At 35.3% G+C, this 17,194-nt stretch carries 11 protein-coding genes; 7 read left to right on the top strand and 4 right to left on the bottom strand.

All coding sequences use genetic code 11. The features are described from left to right. Window positions 1-30: 30 nt before the first annotated feature. The 4 genes from IW18_RS00385 to IW18_RS00400 all read right to left on the bottom strand — a co-directional run bounded on the left by IW18_RS00385 (window position 31) and on the right by IW18_RS00400 (window position 6,108). Window positions 31-1,476, bottom strand: coding sequence for an alpha-L-fucosidase (locus IW18_RS00385; protein WP_041515877.1), 1,446 nt, complete (start codon window positions 1,474-1,476; stop codon window positions 31-33). A gap of 46 nt (window positions 1,477-1,522) precedes the next feature. Then, window positions 1,523-2,527, bottom strand: a complete 1,005-nt coding sequence (locus tag IW18_RS00390; protein ID WP_041515609.1) for an isoaspartyl peptidase/L-asparaginase — start codon at window positions 2,525-2,527, stop codon at window positions 1,523-1,525. Window positions 2,528-2,539: 12 nt separating this feature from the next. Then, window positions 2,540-3,442 carry an ROK family protein gene (locus IW18_RS00395; protein WP_041515610.1) on the bottom strand — a complete coding sequence of 301 codons (903 nt, stop codon included), beginning with the start codon at window positions 3,440-3,442 and terminating at the stop codon, window positions 2,540-2,542. A 209-nt stretch (window positions 3,443-3,651) separates the two neighbouring features. Beyond that, complete coding sequence (locus tag IW18_RS00400) at window positions 3,652-6,108, bottom strand: carboxylesterase family protein (RefSeq protein ID WP_052480021.1); 2,457 nt, start codon at window positions 6,106-6,108, stop codon at window positions 3,652-3,654. Between the two features lie 494 nt (window positions 6,109-6,602). Between IW18_RS00400 and IW18_RS00405 the strand changes: the two genes are divergently transcribed. The 7 genes from IW18_RS00405 to IW18_RS00435 all read left to right on the top strand — a co-directional run bounded on the left by IW18_RS00405 (window position 6,603) and on the right by IW18_RS00435 (window position 17,150). Beyond that, the gene (locus IW18_RS00405) at window positions 6,603-7,469 is read left to right on the top strand and encodes an AraC family transcriptional regulator (protein WP_041515611.1); all 867 of its coding nucleotides are present in this window, start codon (window positions 6,603-6,605) and stop codon (window positions 7,467-7,469) included. A gap of 525 nt (window positions 7,470-7,994) precedes the next feature. Continuing rightward, complete coding sequence (locus tag IW18_RS00410; protein ID WP_041515612.1) at window positions 7,995-8,342, top strand: L-rhamnose mutarotase; 348 nt, start codon at window positions 7,995-7,997, stop codon at window positions 8,340-8,342. Next, entirely contained in the window at window positions 8,329-9,162 is an 834-nt protein-coding gene (locus IW18_RS00415) for an amidohydrolase family protein (RefSeq protein ID WP_041515613.1), read from the top strand. The genes IW18_RS00410 and IW18_RS00415 overlap by 14 nt, the downstream gene beginning before the upstream one ends. Before the next feature lie 245 nt (window positions 9,163-9,407). Next, window positions 9,408-10,187, top strand: coding sequence for an L-fucose dehydrogenase (locus tag IW18_RS00420; protein ID WP_041515614.1), 780 nt, complete (start codon window positions 9,408-9,410; stop codon window positions 10,185-10,187). Window positions 10,188-10,245: 58 nt separating this feature from the next. Then, complete coding sequence (gene galB, locus IW18_RS00425) at window positions 10,246-12,795, top strand: beta-galactosidase GalB (RefSeq protein WP_041515615.1); 2,550 nt, start codon at window positions 10,246-10,248, stop codon at window positions 12,793-12,795. 211 nt (window positions 12,796-13,006) lie between these two features. Further along, window positions 13,007-14,344, top strand: a complete 1,338-nt coding sequence (locus tag IW18_RS00430; RefSeq protein WP_041515616.1) for an alpha-L-fucosidase — start codon at window positions 13,007-13,009, stop codon at window positions 14,342-14,344. Between the two features lie 136 nt (window positions 14,345-14,480). Next, window positions 14,481-17,150 carry a glycoside hydrolase family 3 protein gene (locus IW18_RS00435; RefSeq protein WP_041515617.1) on the top strand — a complete coding sequence of 890 codons (2,670 nt, stop codon included), beginning with the start codon at window positions 14,481-14,483 and terminating at the stop codon, window positions 17,148-17,150. Window positions 17,151-17,194: the final 44 nt, after the last annotated feature.

Genomic DNA, 17,194 nt, shown 5'->3' on the forward strand with positions numbered 1-17,194 from the left:
TTTATTTTAATATCTTCTTTCTTCGAATTACTAACTCACTTTAATTACGACAGCTTCCTGAGTTGCTAAAGTAGTTCTTAGTTCTTGCGGAATCGTAACGATAATTCCACCATCGACTTTTTTACTGGTCAATTTTTGTTTTGTACCCAATAAAGAAGCTTTTAAACTACCTTTTTTATCCGTTTTAATCGTGATTGTTGCTGGTAGTTCTTTTTCGTCTTTTGCAGGCATATAAATACCGTAAATAGCGTTTGCTTTTTGAGTGTAACCAACTTTTCCATCTAAATAAGGAGCAACAGGTTTAGTGTCATAAATTGCTTCGCCATTTGCCGATAGCCATTTTCCAACGCCGGCAAGAGTTGTTTCAATTTTTGGATCAAATTCGCCTTTGGCATCAGGACCTACACCAAGCAGTAAATTTCCACCTTTAACCACAATACTCGTCATTAATTGTACGACTTCTTTTGATGTTTTATAATGATCATTTGCAACCCATCCCCATGCGCCACCAAGAGTAATACAGCTTTCCCAAGGTACCGTTAAAGGTTTCTCTGGAGTTTTTTGCTCAGGCGTTAAGTAGTTCTCATATTCGCTTGGAACCCAACGATCGACAACAAGCATTCCGGGTTGTTTTTTACGGGCAGTTTCAGAAATTAATTTCATATCAATATCCATATCATACGGATATTTACAAAATTCTTCTACTTTTTTGTTAATGGTCGAAAGCGGTCTAACCCAACATCCATCTAGCCAAAGTATATCAACTTTACCATAATTTGTAGTCAATTCGTTTAACTGATTCTGCGTATACGCTACGTAGCTTTTCCATCTTTCTGGAAATTTAGAAATGTCGTAAGTAGGATTTCTGTCTTTTGGCGGATAATAAGACCACCAAAAATTTTGAGTAGTCCAATCTGGTTTAGAGTAATAAACTCCAACCGCCAAACCTTCTTTTCTCGAAGCATCCAGAACATCTTTTAAAACATCGGCTTTCGCATTTTTAGCGTAAGGTAATTCAGGATTTGTGATTTTAAAATCGGTAAATTTTGAATCATACATACAAAAACCATCATGATGTTTAGAGGTAAATATCATGTATTTTGCACCAGCATTCTTAAACATTTTTGCCCACTTTTCTGAATTTAGATTCGTAGGGTTCAATTTGTATTTTGTATTTCTGTAATCAGTCGCGTATTTGTAATAATCGTCATAACCATCTCTGGTTACCCAGTCTTCCGGAGCCAAGCCCCAAGACTCTACAGTTCCTAATTGCGTATAAAGTCCCATATGAATCAATACACCAAATTTGTAGCCTTGCCATTTCTCTAAATTTGCTTTTACTAACGGATCTTTTGGCGCGATGTATCCTGCTTCTTCAGATTTGTTAGCTTCCATGCTAAAATCACCTTGAGCATGCAGAGAAAACGCACTGGCACAAACCAATGCTGTAAACAGTAACTGGAATTTATTTTTCATTTTGGTTTCTTGTTTAGTCTTTTTTTTTTTGGTTTTGATAGTTTTATTATTTGATGTAAAAATCGGGATCAATTAAACGATTTCCAGTTGCATCATACACGGCGTAGTTAAAACCGCTCTGAACACAATAAGAACCATAATCGCCTTTTTTATTCAAGGCAATAAACCCAACTTGAATATCTTTTAAGTCTTTTTTTCTGTTTTTCATCAGTTTTACTACTCTTAAAACAGCTTCTTCACAGGCTTTTTGCGGAGATCTTCCTTGTCGCATTAATTCAACCACCAAATGACAACCGGCAATTCTAATAACTTCCTCACCATGACCAGTTGCAGTTGCAGCTCCAATTTCGTTATCAACATATAAACCCGCTCCAATAATAGGCGAATCGCCCAAACGACCGTGCATTTTAAAAGCCATTCCGCTAGTGGTGCAAGCCCCTGATAGATTTCCAGCTGCATCCAGCGCAATCATTCCAATCGTATCGTGATTTTCGATATTAGCAATTGGTTTATATTCAGAAGTTTTTAGCCATTCTTTCCATTCTCTTTCAGAATCCGGAACCAATAAATTTTCTTTAGGAAAACCTTGCGATAATGCAAATTGTAAAGCTCCATCGCCCACAAGCATAACGTGAGGCGTTTTTTCCATTACTGCACGCGCAACAGAAATAGGATGCTTTATAAATTCCAGACAACCTACAGAACCAATATTAGACATTTCGTCCATAATACAAGCGTCTAATGTAACACGTCCGTCGCGATCAGGACGTCCGCCATAACCAACACTTCTTTCCTTTGGGTCAGCCTCAGGAACTTTTACACCCGCTTCTACAGCATCTAAGGCACGACCACCGTTTTTTAATACTTCCCAGGCAGCTTCATTGGCTTGCAAGCCAAAACGCCATGTCGAAAGCACAATTGGTTTACGCACCTTTCCGTCAGGAAGTTCATTTTGTTCTTTAAGTTCCTCTGCTCGTCCTGCAAAAGAACCAAATGCAACAGCAGCAGATGCCATTGCCGTTTTTTTTAGAAAATTTCTACGATTTGTCATATCATTTTTATTTTAAGCTTTATAAAGTAAACTTGCAGCCCCTAATAAAGCAGTTGTTTCATTATTTGTTGAGAGTATAAGCTCAATTTCGATTCCGGATTGTTTTGCTTTTTCTCTAAAAGAATTCAAAAATAAATCTCCGGCATTTGCTATTTTTCCTCCAATAACAAGCATATTTGCATTAAAACTTTTTAACCATGGAAGCACAATTTCGGCCAAATCCTCTCCAAATAAATGAAAAGCTTCTAAGGCTTTTTTGTCTCCGTTTATAGCCAAAATGTATAATTCGAGCCCATTATTGGCTTGAATACCGGTTAGATTTTGATAATTTGAGAGTAAACCTCTCAAAGAAACAGCATCTTCAGCAATACCATTTTTATAAGGAAGATCCCATATTTCGCCATTTGTTGGAACGGTAGTACCAGTACTTACAATTTTTCCGTTTTCGATAAAGCAAGCGCCAAGTCCTGTACCCAAAGTAATCGCCATTACATTTTTTGGAAGGTTTTCCATGTTTTTATAAACTTCGCCTTTTCCAAAGCTTGTAGCGTCATTTTCAAAAACAATCGGAAAGTCCAGATCAAAATCAAAACGTTCTCGCAATAAATCTTTTATGTTGAGTCCGTAGAAATTCTCGTATTTGTCCTGATCTTTAATCCAACAAGTTCCATCGTCATAATCAAAAGGCCCTGGTACAGCCAAAGCTATTCCTGATAATTTGCCCACTTCTGATTTTTCTAATAAAGTGCGAATGGCATTTTCCCAAAAATCCATTACTTCTGCGGTTGGTAAATTAGAATCAAAAGAAACCTTAAACAAAGATTCTTCAAAAACTTTCATTTCACTTAGATCAACAATTGCAGAAGTAATATGAGAACCGCCAACATCCATAGCTATTGCAAATCTTTTTTCCATCTTTTACTTAATTCTTTTATTATTGGTTCTTAAAAGGTTGTACTTCTGTTTGTAAACCAATATCGTTTATTTGAATTTCAATATTTTGGTGTTAAAAGTAATTGTTTTTTGTCGAAGTGCTAAATCGTATTAGTAAATTAATGCTAAACACTTTTTTAAGAGTATTAAATTATGATTTTACCATTTTTAGCACCTTATTTTTATTACTATTACGGATTGAATTCTAATGTTTTAGCAGACCAGTTATTGTCAAAGAAACCACTTACTTGCATATTTGGCAAACCATTTAAAAGTAAATCAGCTTTAAAAATCATTACATCAGGAAAACCAGTAATTCCGGAAATGTAATTGTTTGCCCAAGTTGCCTTCATACCTTTTTCAGAAGTTCCGGCTACAACACCTACAAGAGCAGTTTTACTGTCCTTTCTTGGCAAAACAAAATAAGCAGCCAGATCATTTCCTTTTAGTACTTTGTCTCCAACTTTTATTTGTTGATTATCAATTTGAATAGGAGAGCTTTCTAACAATAATTTCCATGCACGATTGTTCGAAGCATTCCCATAAAGCACCACATTTCTGTCCTTATATTTTTCTAAAGAAAATTCACTGTCCGCAACCACATCAATACTTCCGTTACCTTTATACAAAAAAGTCTCAGCATCAAAACGAGCTCTGTTTAAGTACCATTCGCGCTCTGAGGCCGAACCTCCTGTAGCGTAAACAAAAACGACATTGTTGTTAAAAGCAAACTTAAATCCGCCTTGACGTTCTGCGTATTTTTCAGTCGTATTAATAGCATCAATGAATCCCCATTTTGTTTCTTTAAGAGCCAAAATTGCTTTTTTGTCAGCAGCTATTTTTAAGGTTTGATCGTTGATGTTGATCGTAATTTCGCCATTTAAATGTAACGAAGGCAAATCAATTTCCATAATCGAAACATTCTCTGTTTTAACGGTAATTTGCTGTTTGTCAAGTTTTACATTAATATTTGAAAAATCAAACGGACGAATTTGCTGTTGTAATTTTAACCAATAATCTGTTGCCGAAACGGCTGGAGTAGCGGTATGAAAATCGATTTCTTTAACCTCTTTATTGGCAGGAATCGTTTGGCGCTTAAAGAATTCGAAAATAGGAAACCAGTCTACAGAGTGATCTCCGTACCAATGCTCGCCACCCGGATATTCGTAATAACAAAAGTTAGGGTGAAAAGTTCCTAAAATCTGACGCATTTCTCGTACTTGCGAAATTGGCACAGTCGAGTCTGCATCGCCATGAAGGATATAAACACCAGATTGTTTTAAGTTTTGTACCAAACTTTTAATACGCCCAGAGTTAGCCGAACGTTTGATCGATCCATAAGCTTTAAAAATATCGTGCATTTCGTCGCCCTTGTCAGAACCATAAGTTGAGATATCAGGATAAGAGGCGCAAGGTGCAATGGCAGCAAATTTATCAGGATAAGTAGTTCCTAAAAACCAAGTTCCGTGACCGCCCATCGAATGACCTGTTAAGTAGGTTTGCTCCGGAATAGTATTAAAAACTTTTTTGGCTTCGGCCAAAACCTCCAGTGCATCAATTCGTCCCCAATCTTCCCAATTAAATCCAAAAGGGCGACGATTTGTTGCAGCCACAATATGCGCCCAATCTTTTTGTTTGTAAGCTCTTGCTTGGTTACGTGCCTCTACAGAAGCACCGTGAACTGAAAGAATTAGAGCTTTTTGTCCAGTTCCTAATGCAGGTGCAATGCTATAATATTGTACACTATTATCGACTTTACTTAAAAAAGTGCGCTCGTGATGAATGGTTGCAGAGCGTTGCTGAATTGGGAATTTTGTTTTGTCAATTACTTTTCCGCTTTTATCAGTAAGCGTAAGTTCTATGGTAAGTTCGCCCGAATAATTTGCTTTTGCATCCGGAACTTTAAATTTTACTTTTCTAACAAACAGCGGCATAATATTATCTGTTGCATAATTTGCAGTTTCGCCACTAGATAATTTTGCTGTGATTTCAAGGTTTTTCAGGTCTTTCTCGGTTGCATTGATAACACGAACCGAAGCCCATTTTTCGTTTTTTTCGCCATTAATAACATCCGGAAGCGTCATATCGCGTTTGGTAAACTGAATACTTTTTGATGGTACTATAATTTTAGACTTCACACGGCCAAAACGCCCTTTTGTATAAACAAATTCGTTAATGCCTTTATGAAGTTTAAACGGAATCAAAGTATATCCAAAATCATAATGATCGCCTTCGTGCGGAAAACCATTTATATAGGTTCGTGTTCCTCCAGTAGTTTCCAGAAGTACAATTTGACTTTTTGAAGCCTTGTATTCTGTAAATAAAAAAGCCGATCTCATTTCTTTCCCACTAAAAACTCCAACCGAATCTACTTTTATAGGATGCCAATCTCCTTTTTGTTTATTTGGATTTACAAATTTTCCAATCGAATATTGCCACGCCACAGCATCTTGACCGTTAAAAAGCGTACCGGATCTTTTGTCTGTAGCAAGCGTGAAACCAGCCGTAAAATCGTGTAAAACGGTACCCTCGGCAGTTGTAGTGATTTTTTCCTTACCAAAATATTCGACCACATTTCCGGTAGCCTTAGTTTGTGCGATAGATTTTGTGCACAAAGCAATAAGGAAAATTAAAAGGCTTTTTTTCATGTTTTTAGTTTTAGTTTTTTCAATTTTTATCTCATTATTTTAGTTGAAACTTTTGCTAAACAAGTAAAATAGTAGAAGTAAAAAACGACGAATTGTATGGTATTAATAAAAGGCTTTGTTTTACAAAAAAGCGTTTCTTTATTTATTTTGAAATTATTTTAAAATGTTTTTTGAGAAATCTCTGCCTAATTAATCGCGGTTAAATTTTAATCAAAATAGCTCTATTTTAGCCTAAATTATTTCTGTAATTGGCTGATAAATCAGGGCAAAGCGCAGAAAAAAAACGTTGATATTTTTGGCGAAATTTAAAAATTAGCTACTCATTTTAGGATTTGTTTTTAGTTTTTTCAAACTTAGTAAAACGATTTAGTATTCTCATATGAATTTTTTGTTATTTTTGTTTTTTGGGAAATTTAAAATTATATCTAAAAAAAATAAGCGATTAATTCGATTTTATCCTTATTTAATTATTAATTATCATTATTATTCTGAAAATGAAAATTGTAAAGACTAACATTGCTTCTTATACAAACACATCGTTGTCTGTGTTCTCGCGTGAGGAATCTTTTTTTCAGTCGCCTTTTCATTCACATCCGGAATTTGAGTTGGTTTACATTTTAGAAAGTCACGGTAAAAGAATTATCGGAAACGCAGTAGAATCTTTTGAGTCTGGCGACATGGTTTTTTTGGGCGATGATATTCCGCATGTTTGGCTTAATGATGAAATTTTTTATAAAGGAATTAATAGTTTAAAGGCCAAAGCAATTGTAATTTATTTTAGCCGAGATCTTTTTGGAGATTCATTTTATGAATTACCGGAAGCGCAAGATGTTAAAAAGTTTTTTTCTCAAGCCATGAAAGGAGTATCCATAACAGGACAGACCAATGCGCTGATTTCTAAAAAAATGGAAAAACTGCTCAAAAAGAAAGGTTTTGAAGTTGTGATGGGATTAATTGAGATTTTGTTTCTTTTGTCGAAAAGCAAAGATCTTAGGTTTATCAACGATAACTCTTATGTGTCTACCAATGACGAGAATAAAAATGACCGACTTGCCGAAGTTTTTCAATATGTGAAATCGAATTATAAAGAGGAAATTTCGCTTGATGAGATTGCAAAAATTGCCAATTTAACGCCAACTTCTTTTTGCAGAATGTTTAAATCCAAAACCAAAAAACCTTTTGTAGAATATCTAAATGAAATACGAGTTTCAAATGCTTGCAAATATCTAATCGAAACAGATTTGGGAATTTCTGAAATTGCCTACGAATGTGGCTATAAAACGGCCTCAAACTTCAATAAGTTGTTCAAGAAACTAATAGGAACAACTCCTAAGGAATATCGAAAGAATGCTTTGGTGTAGAATTTTTTCTTCATTAAAAAATATTCATATAGCCTTTTAATCTCGCAATTCATTAAAAATGATAGTAAGAGGTAAAGTAAAATTCTTGTTTATAAAATATAGTATTCCTTTCTAAAAAAGCAACTCAGTTTTTTTGATCAGGTCTATTAATAATGTGTATACTTTTCTAAATCGGTAGATTATATAGAAAATGCTAAATATTAAGTCTTTTTTTATGAAATTAATTATTAAGATAATAAAAGCTTAATTAATGATAATTTTGAGGTAAAATAAACGGTATTAATGCAATAATTTTATTTTTTCCAGATAGTGCTAAAATGCCGTTTCCGGAAATATAAAACGATTTAGTTGATTTGCTCGTTTTTGCTGAACTTAAGAGATAATATATTACCATTAACCCCTTAGATGCAATTAAAGTTTAAGTGTCAGGCTGAGCGGAGTCGAAGCCCTTTTTAAGTTTTAAATAGTTTTTTATCAATAATCATAGTTTTAGGTTTTTTAACCTTCAATTTTAAATACAATAATATGGTGACTCAAAAATATTGTCTTGCATTAGATTTAAATGAAGACCCAACTTTAATTGCTGAATACAAAAAGTATCACGAAAAGATTTGGCCGGAAATTACAGAAAGCATCGTTAATTCCGGAATCGAAAATCTTGAAATCTATTGTGTAGGCAACAGATTGTTTATGATTATTGAGGCAAATGAAACTTTTACTTTTGAAAGAAAAGGCGAAATGGATGCCAATAATCCTGTAGTTCAGAAATGGGAAGAACTAATGTGGAAATACCAAAAGGCATTACCTGGGGCAAAAGAGGGCGAAAAATGGCTGATGATGGATAAAATATTCGATTTGCATGAAAATAGATAGTCATCAACATTTTTGGAAATACAATCCAGTAAAAGATGCCTGGATCACCGAAGAAATGAAAGTGATACAAAAGGATTTTTTGCCTACAGATTTAAAACCTTTATTGATAGAAAATCAAGTTGATGGTTGCGTGGCAGTACAGGCCGACCAAAGCGAAAAAGAAACACGCTTTTTGTTAGAGCTTGCCAAAGACAATGATTTTATTAAAGGAATAGTAGGTTGGGTTGATTTATGCGCTGAAAATATTGACGAACGTTTAGAATATTTCTATAAATACAAAAAACTAAAAGGATTCAGACACATTATTCAGGCCGAAGCCGATCTTGATTTTATGTTGTCTGAAAGATTTTTGAACGGAATTTCGAAATTAGAAAAATACAAGTTTACCTACGACATTTTGATTTTTCCGAAACATTTGGAAAATGCAGCAAAACTTGTCGAAAGGTTTCCCAATCAAAATTTTGTTGTAGATCATCTGGCAAAACCGGATTTTAAAAATAAAGAATTTAGCGAGTGGGAAAAGGGGATAAAAGCGATTGCAAAATATCCAAATGTAATGTGTAAGGTTTCGGGTTTAGTAACCGAAGCCGATTGGAATAATTGGACAGCAACAGATTTTATGTATTGCTTGGATGTCGTGACAGAAGCATTTGGAATTGATCGCTTAATGTTTGGCAGTGATTGGCCGGTGAGTTTACTAGCTGCATCTTATGCCGATTCTTGTGATATTGCTGAACAGTATTTCTCGAAATTTTCTAAAGGAGATCAGGATAAATTTTGGAGCAAGAATGCTATTAACTTTTATCAGTTGCATGAATAATTTGAAACTGGGATAAAATATATTAAACACATAGAAACATAGAATTTAAAAGTGAAAAAGAATAAAAAAAGAAACTTGTTTCTTCAACATAGAGATTGCATAAGAGTCTATGTGCTTTTTTAAAAGTGAAATGCCTTTTTGTGTACAGTTCAAAAGCTATGTCTCTATGTGTTTAAATCGAAATTCTGATTGTCAGATTTCGCAAAAAAAAAACTAACTACCTAATTAACCAAAATAAAGAATAAATGAACCTTAATCTTAAAGACAAAATAATTATTGTAACAGGAGGAGCGAAAGGAATTGGACTCGGAATCTGCAAAGTTTTGGCTGCCGAAGGTGCTGTTCCTGTAATAATTGGAAGAGACGATGCCGACAATCAAGCTGCTATTAGAGAAATAGAAGCCGAGAACGGAAAAGCTTTGTCTGTTGTGGCCGAATTAACTAAACCTGAAGCTTGTAAAACTGCCGTTGATCAAATTATTGCTTTGTACGGACGTATCGATGGATTGGTAAATAATGCCGGTGTAAATGATGGTGTTGGTTTAGAAAGTGGAGATTATGAGAAATTTATAGCATCGGTTCATAAAAATTTAGTTCATTATTATTTAATGGCACAATACGCTTTGCCAGAGCTTAAAAAAACAAAAGGGGCAATTGTGAATATTGGTTCAAAAACTGCCGATACCGGACAAGGAAACACTTCTGCTTATGCGGCTTCAAATGGTGGGCGTAATGCTTTAACCCGCGAATGGGCTGTAGAATTGCTGAAATACGGAATCCGTGTAAACTCAGTTATTGTGGCCGAATGTTATACGCCATTGTATGATAAATGGATTAAAACACTCGAAAATCCAGAGGAAAAATTAAAAGAAATTACAGCCAAAATTCCTTTTGAAAATAGAATGACAACTGCCGAAGAAATCGCTAATATGACCGTTTTCTTATTGTCAGACAAATCAAGTCATACCACAGGGCAATTAATATATGTTGATGGAGGATATACGCATTTAGACCGTTCCTTGTAACACAAGAAATATGCCTTAACAATACTAAACCAAACCAGAATAACTAAATAAACCAAACATGAAGAAAAAGATATCTTCACTAAATACAAGTCTTACTGTACTATTTTTTTTATTGATAGGATTGTCTGCGTTTTCGCAGAATACAGCAATAAAAAGAATGGGTTCGACAGATACGCAGTCTTTTGATGATAATTGGCTTTTTTCAAGATATGGATCTCAACCTGACGGATTGGTAAAAGATGAACCTAAAAACTTAGAAGCCGTAACGACAAATGAAACCAATTGGGAAAAACTAAATTTACCACACGATTGGGCTATTAAAGGACCTTTTAGAATTGAATTAAGAGGTGAAACAGGAAAATTACCGTGGAAAGGAATTGGATGGTATCGCAAACATTTTACAGTTCCAAATTCAGATTCAGGAAAACAAATTTTTGTTGATTTTGATGGCGCAATGGCAAATGCCAAAATTTATTTAAACGGAAAGTATGTCGGAACATGGCCTTTTGGTTATAATTCATTCCGCATGAATTTGACTCCGTTTTTAAAATTTGGACAAGAAAATATTTTAGCTGTTCGTTTAGATACCGAAAATTGGGATTCTCGCTGGTATCCCGGAGCAGGAATTTACCGTCATGTTTGGTTAGTAAAAACAAATCCGGTACATGTTGGACATTGGGGAACTTATGTGACAACACCAAATATTACCAAAGAAGCGGCCAATATCAGAGTATTAGTAAACGTAGATAATGCTACAAACAAACCCGTTAAAGCGATTGTTACAACAGATTTATATGAGCTGGATATTAATGATATTCCTAAAGTAAAGGTAGGTTCCCTAATTACTTCAACTCTTGAAATCAAAGCCAATGGAACTGAAGAAGCAGAAACTCATTCGATTATAAACAATCCTAAATTATGGGATTTAAAAACACCAAACCGTTATGTGGCGCAAACAAAAGTTAGTGTTGACGGAAAAGTTGTCGATACTTACAACACGCCTTTTGGTATTAGAACAATCGAATTTACACCAAGAAACGGTTTCCTTCTAAACGGAAAAAGAGTCGAAATCTTTGGTACATGTAATCACCATGATTTAGGTGCTTTGGGAGCTGCGATCAATACTTCGGCACTAAAAAGACAATTGGTAATATTGAAAGAAATGGGATGTAACTCTTTGCGTACTTCTCATAATCCGCCAGCGCCGGAATTGCTGGAATTGGCAGATAAAATGGGATTCCTAGTTTGGGATGAAGCTTTTGACGCCTGGAAAATTGGAAAGAAAAAATTAGATTATAACACTATTTTCGACGAATGGCACGAAAAAGATTTAGTGGCATTAGTACGCAGAGACAGAAATAATCCGTCGGTTTTTATTTGGTCAATCGGGAATGAAGTTCCAGATCAGCAAAACGTAAAATTGACAAAAGAGTTGGCGGATATAGTTCGCCGAGAAGATCCAACGCGTCCAGTGTCAAACGGATATAATGATCCCGATGGAGGAAGAGCTTCCGGAGCAGCCGTTGCGCTTGACGTTATGGGAGTAAACTACTTTTTTGACCAACAGCCAAAATGGGATATTGACCCAAGATACAAGAATAAACCAACATTGGGAAGTGAAACTGCTTCGACCGTAAGTTCGCGCGGAGAATATTTCTTTGACAATAAATTCGACAAAGCCTCCTGGCAAATTTCATCTTATGATGAAGCTTTTCCTGATTGGGGTTGTTCGCCAGACACACAATTTAGAACCAATGCAAAATATCCGCATTTATTAGGCGAATATGTTTGGACAGGTTTTGATTATTTGGGAGAGCCAACACCTTACAATTCTGATGAAACCAACTTGTTGAATTTTAGAACAGATCCTTCTAAACAAAAAGAATTAGAAGTTAAATTGGCAGAATTAGAAAAAAACAATCCGCCATCAAGGAGTAGTTATTTTGGAATTATCGATTTGGCAGGATTTCCAAAAGATCGTTATTACAGCTACAAATCACATTGGCGACCAGATGTTCCAACGGCTCACATATTGCCACACTGGAATTGGAGCGAAAGAGTAGGCAAAGTTGTTCCTGTACACGTTTATACATCAGGAACCGAAGGCGAATTGTTCCTTAACGGAAAAAGCCTTGGAAGAAAGAAAATGGAAGCAGGAAAAGATTTCCGTCTTACGTGGAATGATGTTGTTTATGCGCCTGGCGAACTAAGAGTAGTTTGCTATAAAAACGGTAAAATTTGGGCAATAGATATTGTTAAAACTACAGGAAAAGAAACAAAACTAAAAATGTCAGCAGATCGAACAGAAGCTCTGGCAGACGATGTTGATTTGGTTTTTGTAACAGTTGATATAACAGATAATAATGGCTTGGTAGTGCCTCGTTCAAAACCTTTAGTGAAGTTTTCGATAGAAGGAGCGGGAGAAATTGTGGCGACAGACAACGGAGATGCAACTAGTTTTGTGCCTTTTCAAAGTACCGAAAGACCTGCTTATAACGGGAAAGTTTTAGTAATTGTAAAAGCTAAAAAAGGTCAAAAAGGACAATTTACAGTAAAAGCCGAAAGCGCAGGATTACAAGGAGCATCAATACCGATTAGAATAAAATAATAAACAACCCGTTTGGGTGAAAAAAAAATTAACACATAGGAACATAGCTTTTGTTTTAAAAAGAATAAAAAAAAGAAACTAGTTTCTTTCACATAGGTAAAACTATGTGTGTTTAAAAAAGTGAAACGCCTTCTTTCGAGCTTATAAAACTATGTCTCTATGTGTTTAAATTAATTACAAAACCGCTTAATAAACAGTAAAAAAAATAGAAATGATTAAAAAAATAATTTTAGCTGCCTTATTCGCTGGAACAACTTTTACAAGTGTTGCGCAGAACAAAATTGCTGCAAAAGATATTGCCGAAAAAATGAAATGGTTTGAAGATGCCAAATTAGGAATCTTTATTCACGCCGGAATTTATTCAGTTGCAGATGTTTCTGAATCATGGAGTTTTCACAACGGAAAAATTTCTGTAGAAGATTATATGAAACAGCAAAAAAGCTATACGCTAAGTAAATACGATCCTGCGGCTTGGGCTGATATGATTAAAGATGCTGGAGCAAGATATGCCGTAATTACCACAAAACACCACGATGGTGTGGCAATGTACGATACCAAACTAGGTAAATTGAGTTCGGTAAAAACAACTCCTGCCAAAAAAGACATGATAAAACCATTCTTTGAAGAATTACGCAAAAGAGACATAAAATGCGGTGCTTATTTTTCTTTAATCGATTGGACACACGACGACTATCCGGGATTCTTGAAAGATAAATCTCGTTATGATATTAAAAAAGAACCAGCTCGTTGGGCACGTTTTCAAAAGTTTTTTCAAGGACAAATCAAAGAAATTTCAGATTGGTACAATCCGGATTTATGGTGGTTTGATGGAGATTGGGAACATAGTGCAGATGAATGGCAAGCCGAAAAAACGCGTAAAATGATGTTGGACAGAAATCCTAACACAATCATTAACGGACGTTTGCAAGGTTATGGAGATTATGATACACCAGAACAAAACTTTCCAGTGGTTCGTCCAGCATTTAAATGGTGGGAATTGTGTATGACTATGAACGAAAATTGGGGATACCGTGTGAGCGATAACAATTGGAAAACGCCTTATGAAATCATCACTATTTTTGTAGATGCAGTTTCAAATGGAGGAAATTTATTGTTAGACATCGGGCCAAAACCTGACGGAACTTATCCGGAAACAGTGGTTTCGACATTGAAAGAATTAGGAGATTGGAACAGAAGAAACGGCGAAGGTATTTTTGGAACTGTTCCAGGAATTCCGTTAGGACATTTTTACGGACCAACAACACTTTCTAAAGATTCAAAAACACTTTATTTATTTGTACACGGAAAAACTTCGGGGCAATTAATGCTAAAAGGACTTGACAATAAAATTCAGGATATTACAGTTTTGGGGTCAAATGTAAAACTAACGCACAAAATAGTAGGTAAAATTTCATGGAGTGCAGTTCCGGGATTAGTATATATCGATCTTCCGGAAAACACGTCAGATAAATATGTAACCTGTATCAAAGTTACATTAGACGCACCAATAAAATTATACAGAGGTCAGGGAGGTTTCCTTACCAACTAATAAAACATAAAAATGTCATCTTCAATTGCAGGAGATGACATTTTTTTATCCATCTATTTAAACGATTTAGTAAAAAATCCAGAGAGTAGAATTAATACAATAATTTAAGCTTAAGTGGCAATTCAAAAGCAACATCATGAATAAAAAAGCACTTTTAATCGGTTTATTTCTTGGAACACAAATATTGTTTTCGCAAAATATGCCAAAATATAAAAATTCAAAACTTCCTGTAGAAGAACGCGTTCAGGATTTATTATCCAGAATGACGGTAGAGGAAAAATTTTGGCAAATGTTCATGATTCCCGGCGATTTGTCTGATGGAGCAGAAAATTATAAAAACGGAATTTTTGGTTTTCAGGTAAGTGCCAAAGGAAGTACCGATGCGAGTAACCAAATTTTAGATTACAGCGCAGCAAGTAACGCTAAAGAAACCGTAAAATTAATCAACAAAATGCAAAAGTATTTTGTCGAAAAAACACGTTTGGGAATTCCAATTATAGCTTTTGATGAAGCATTGCACGGATTAGTAAGAGATGGAGCAACAGCTTTTCCGCAGTCAATTTCGTTGGCAGCAACATTTGATCCTGGTTTGATGAAAAGAGTTTCAACAGCAATTGCATTAGAATCTAAAAGTCGCGGAATTCGTCAAATTTTATCGCCAGTTGTCAATATAGCTTCAGATGTTCGTTGGGGAAGAGTAGAAGAAACCTATGGAGAAGATCCTTTTCTTTCTTCAAAAATGGGAGTCGCTTATGTGTCGTCTTTTGAAGAAAGAGGAGTCATCACAACTCCAAAACATTTCCTGGCAAATAGCGGAGACGGCGGACGTGACAGTTATCCAATCGACTACAATGAGCGTTATTTAGAAGAATATCAGTTTCCACCATTTCGCGCCTGCTTTAACGAGGGCGGAAGCCGAAGCGTAATGACTTCGTACAATACCATAAACGGAAGTCCTTGTACGGCAAACGATTGGTTGTTAAATAAAAAACTGAAAGGCGAAATGAATTTTAAAGGATTCATTATTTCAGATGCAAATGCTGTTGGTGGGGGAAATGTATTGCATTATACTGCAAAAGATTATCCTGAATCGAGTGCAAATGCGATCAATAATGGTTTAGATGTAATTTTTCAAACCGCTTACGATCACTACAAATTGTTTCAACCGCCATTTTTAGACGGAAGAATTGATATGAAAAATATCGACGAAGCCGTAACAAGAGTTTTGAGATTAAAATTTGAATTGGGATTGTTCGAGAATCCTTATGCCGATGAGAAAGAAACGAATAAATGGAACGGAAATCCAGCTCATAAATTATTATCAAGAGAAGCGGCCGAAAAAGGAATGGTTTTATTAAAAAACGATAACAATGTTTTACCTCTAAAAAAATCAATACAATCAATTGCCTTAATAGGAAATGATATTACCGAAGCAAGACTTGGCGGTTACAGCGGTCCCGGCAATGGAAAAGTAAATATGCTCGACGGTATAAAAGCGAAGTTAGGAAAGTCCGTTGCGATTAATCTGGCAGAAGGTTGTGCCAGAAGAAATAAAGAATACACCGTTGTTCCATCGGTTAATTTATTCAGCGTTGAAAAAGGAAAAACAGTAAACGGATTAGCTGCAGAGTATTTCAATAATGTGCAATTAAGCGGAAGCCCTGTTGTAACAAGATTAGACAATGCCATAAATTTTGATTGGACATTATATTCTCCAGATCAGGAAAAAATTAACTATGATTTTTATTCTGCAAAATGGACAGGAAAAATCAAATCGCCAGTTGCCGGAACTTACAAAATTGGTTTTGAAGGGAATGATGGTTACCGTTTGTATTTGAACGGAAAACTAATTATTGACAATTGGAAAAGCCAAACCTACTCGACAAAACTGGTTGATTTTAATTTTGAAAAAGACAAAGAATACGATATTAAAATCGAGTTTTTTGAATCGCAAGGTTATGCTAAATTCAAATTAGTTTGGAATATTGGAGTAAACAACGATTGGCAAAAGAAAATAGAAGAAGCCGTTGCTGCTGCCAGAAAATCTGATGTTGCTGTAATTGCTGCCGGAATCGAAGAAGGAGAATTTAATGACAGAGCTTATTTGGGTTTACTAGGACATCAGGAAGAATTAATCAATGCCGTTGCTGCAATAGGAAAACCAGTTGTTGTGATTCTTGTAGGAGGTAGCGCCATTACAATGGACAAATGGATTAATAATGTGCCTTCAATTCTGGATGTTTGGTATCCGGGCGAAGATGGTGGGCATGCAGTTGCCAATATTTTATTTGGAGATAAAAATCCGGCTGGACGTTTACCAATTACGTTTCCGGTTTTTGAAGGGCAGTTGCCATTAATCTACAACCATAAACCAACAGGACGTTCAGACGATTATACAAATTTAAACGGAGCACCTTTATTTCCGTTTGGTTACGGATTAAGTTATTCGACTTTTGAATACAGTAATTTACGATTTGATAAAAAACAACTTGGAAAAACTGAAACGACAAAAGTGTATTGCACGATAAAAAATACCAGCAAAGTCGATGGAGACGAAGTCGTTCAGTTGTACGTACGAGATTTTTTGTCTTCTATTGCTCAGCCCATAAAACAAATGAAAGGCTTTCAAAGAATTTCGCTTAAAGCAGGAGAATCAAAAGAAATTTCGTTTGAGATTAACAAAGAAACCTTGCAAATGTTAAACGAAGATATGAAATGGGTAGTAGAACCTGGCGATTTCAGAATTATGATTGGCGCATCTTCAAGAGATATTCGACTAAGAGAAATTATTACAGTTACAGAATAATTTAGCGTTTTAATAAAAAAAGATACAAAAGAAATTTATAGCAT

This window comes from Flavobacterium hibernum (assembly GCF_000832125.1).
GTDB lineage: Bacteria > Bacteroidota > Bacteroidia > Flavobacteriales > Flavobacteriaceae > Flavobacterium > Flavobacterium hibernum.

Bases quoted from the DNA above. Each gene is read 5' to 3' on its own strand.
- IW18_RS00385 (WP_041515877.1), bottom strand. From the start codon at position 1,476: ATGAAAAATAAATTCCAGTTACTGTTTACAGCATTGGTTTGTGCCAGT.
- IW18_RS00390 (WP_041515609.1), bottom strand. From the start codon at position 2,527: ATGACAAATCGTAGAAATTTTCTAAAAAAAACGGCAATGGCATCTGCT.
- IW18_RS00395 (WP_041515610.1), bottom strand. From the start codon at position 3,442: ATGGAAAAAAGATTTGCAATAGCTATGGATGTTGGCGGTTCTCATATT.
- IW18_RS00400 (WP_052480021.1), bottom strand. From the start codon at position 6,108: ATGAAAAAAAGCCTTTTAATTTTCCTTATTGCTTTGTGCACAAAATCT.
- IW18_RS00405 (WP_041515611.1), top strand. From the start codon at position 6,603: ATGAAAATTGTAAAGACTAACATTGCTTCTTATACAAACACATCGTTG.
- IW18_RS00410 (WP_041515612.1), top strand. From the start codon at position 7,995: ATGGTGACTCAAAAATATTGTCTTGCATTAGATTTAAATGAAGACCCA.
- IW18_RS00415 (WP_041515613.1), top strand. From the start codon at position 8,329: ATGAAAATAGATAGTCATCAACATTTTTGGAAATACAATCCAGTAAAA.
- IW18_RS00420 (WP_041515614.1), top strand. From the start codon at position 9,408: ATGAACCTTAATCTTAAAGACAAAATAATTATTGTAACAGGAGGAGCG.
- galB (WP_041515615.1), top strand. From the start codon at position 10,246: ATGAAGAAAAAGATATCTTCACTAAATACAAGTCTTACTGTACTATTT.
- IW18_RS00430 (WP_041515616.1), top strand. From the start codon at position 13,007: ATGATTAAAAAAATAATTTTAGCTGCCTTATTCGCTGGAACAACTTTT.
- IW18_RS00435 (WP_041515617.1), top strand. From the start codon at position 14,481: ATGAATAAAAAAGCACTTTTAATCGGTTTATTTCTTGGAACACAAATA.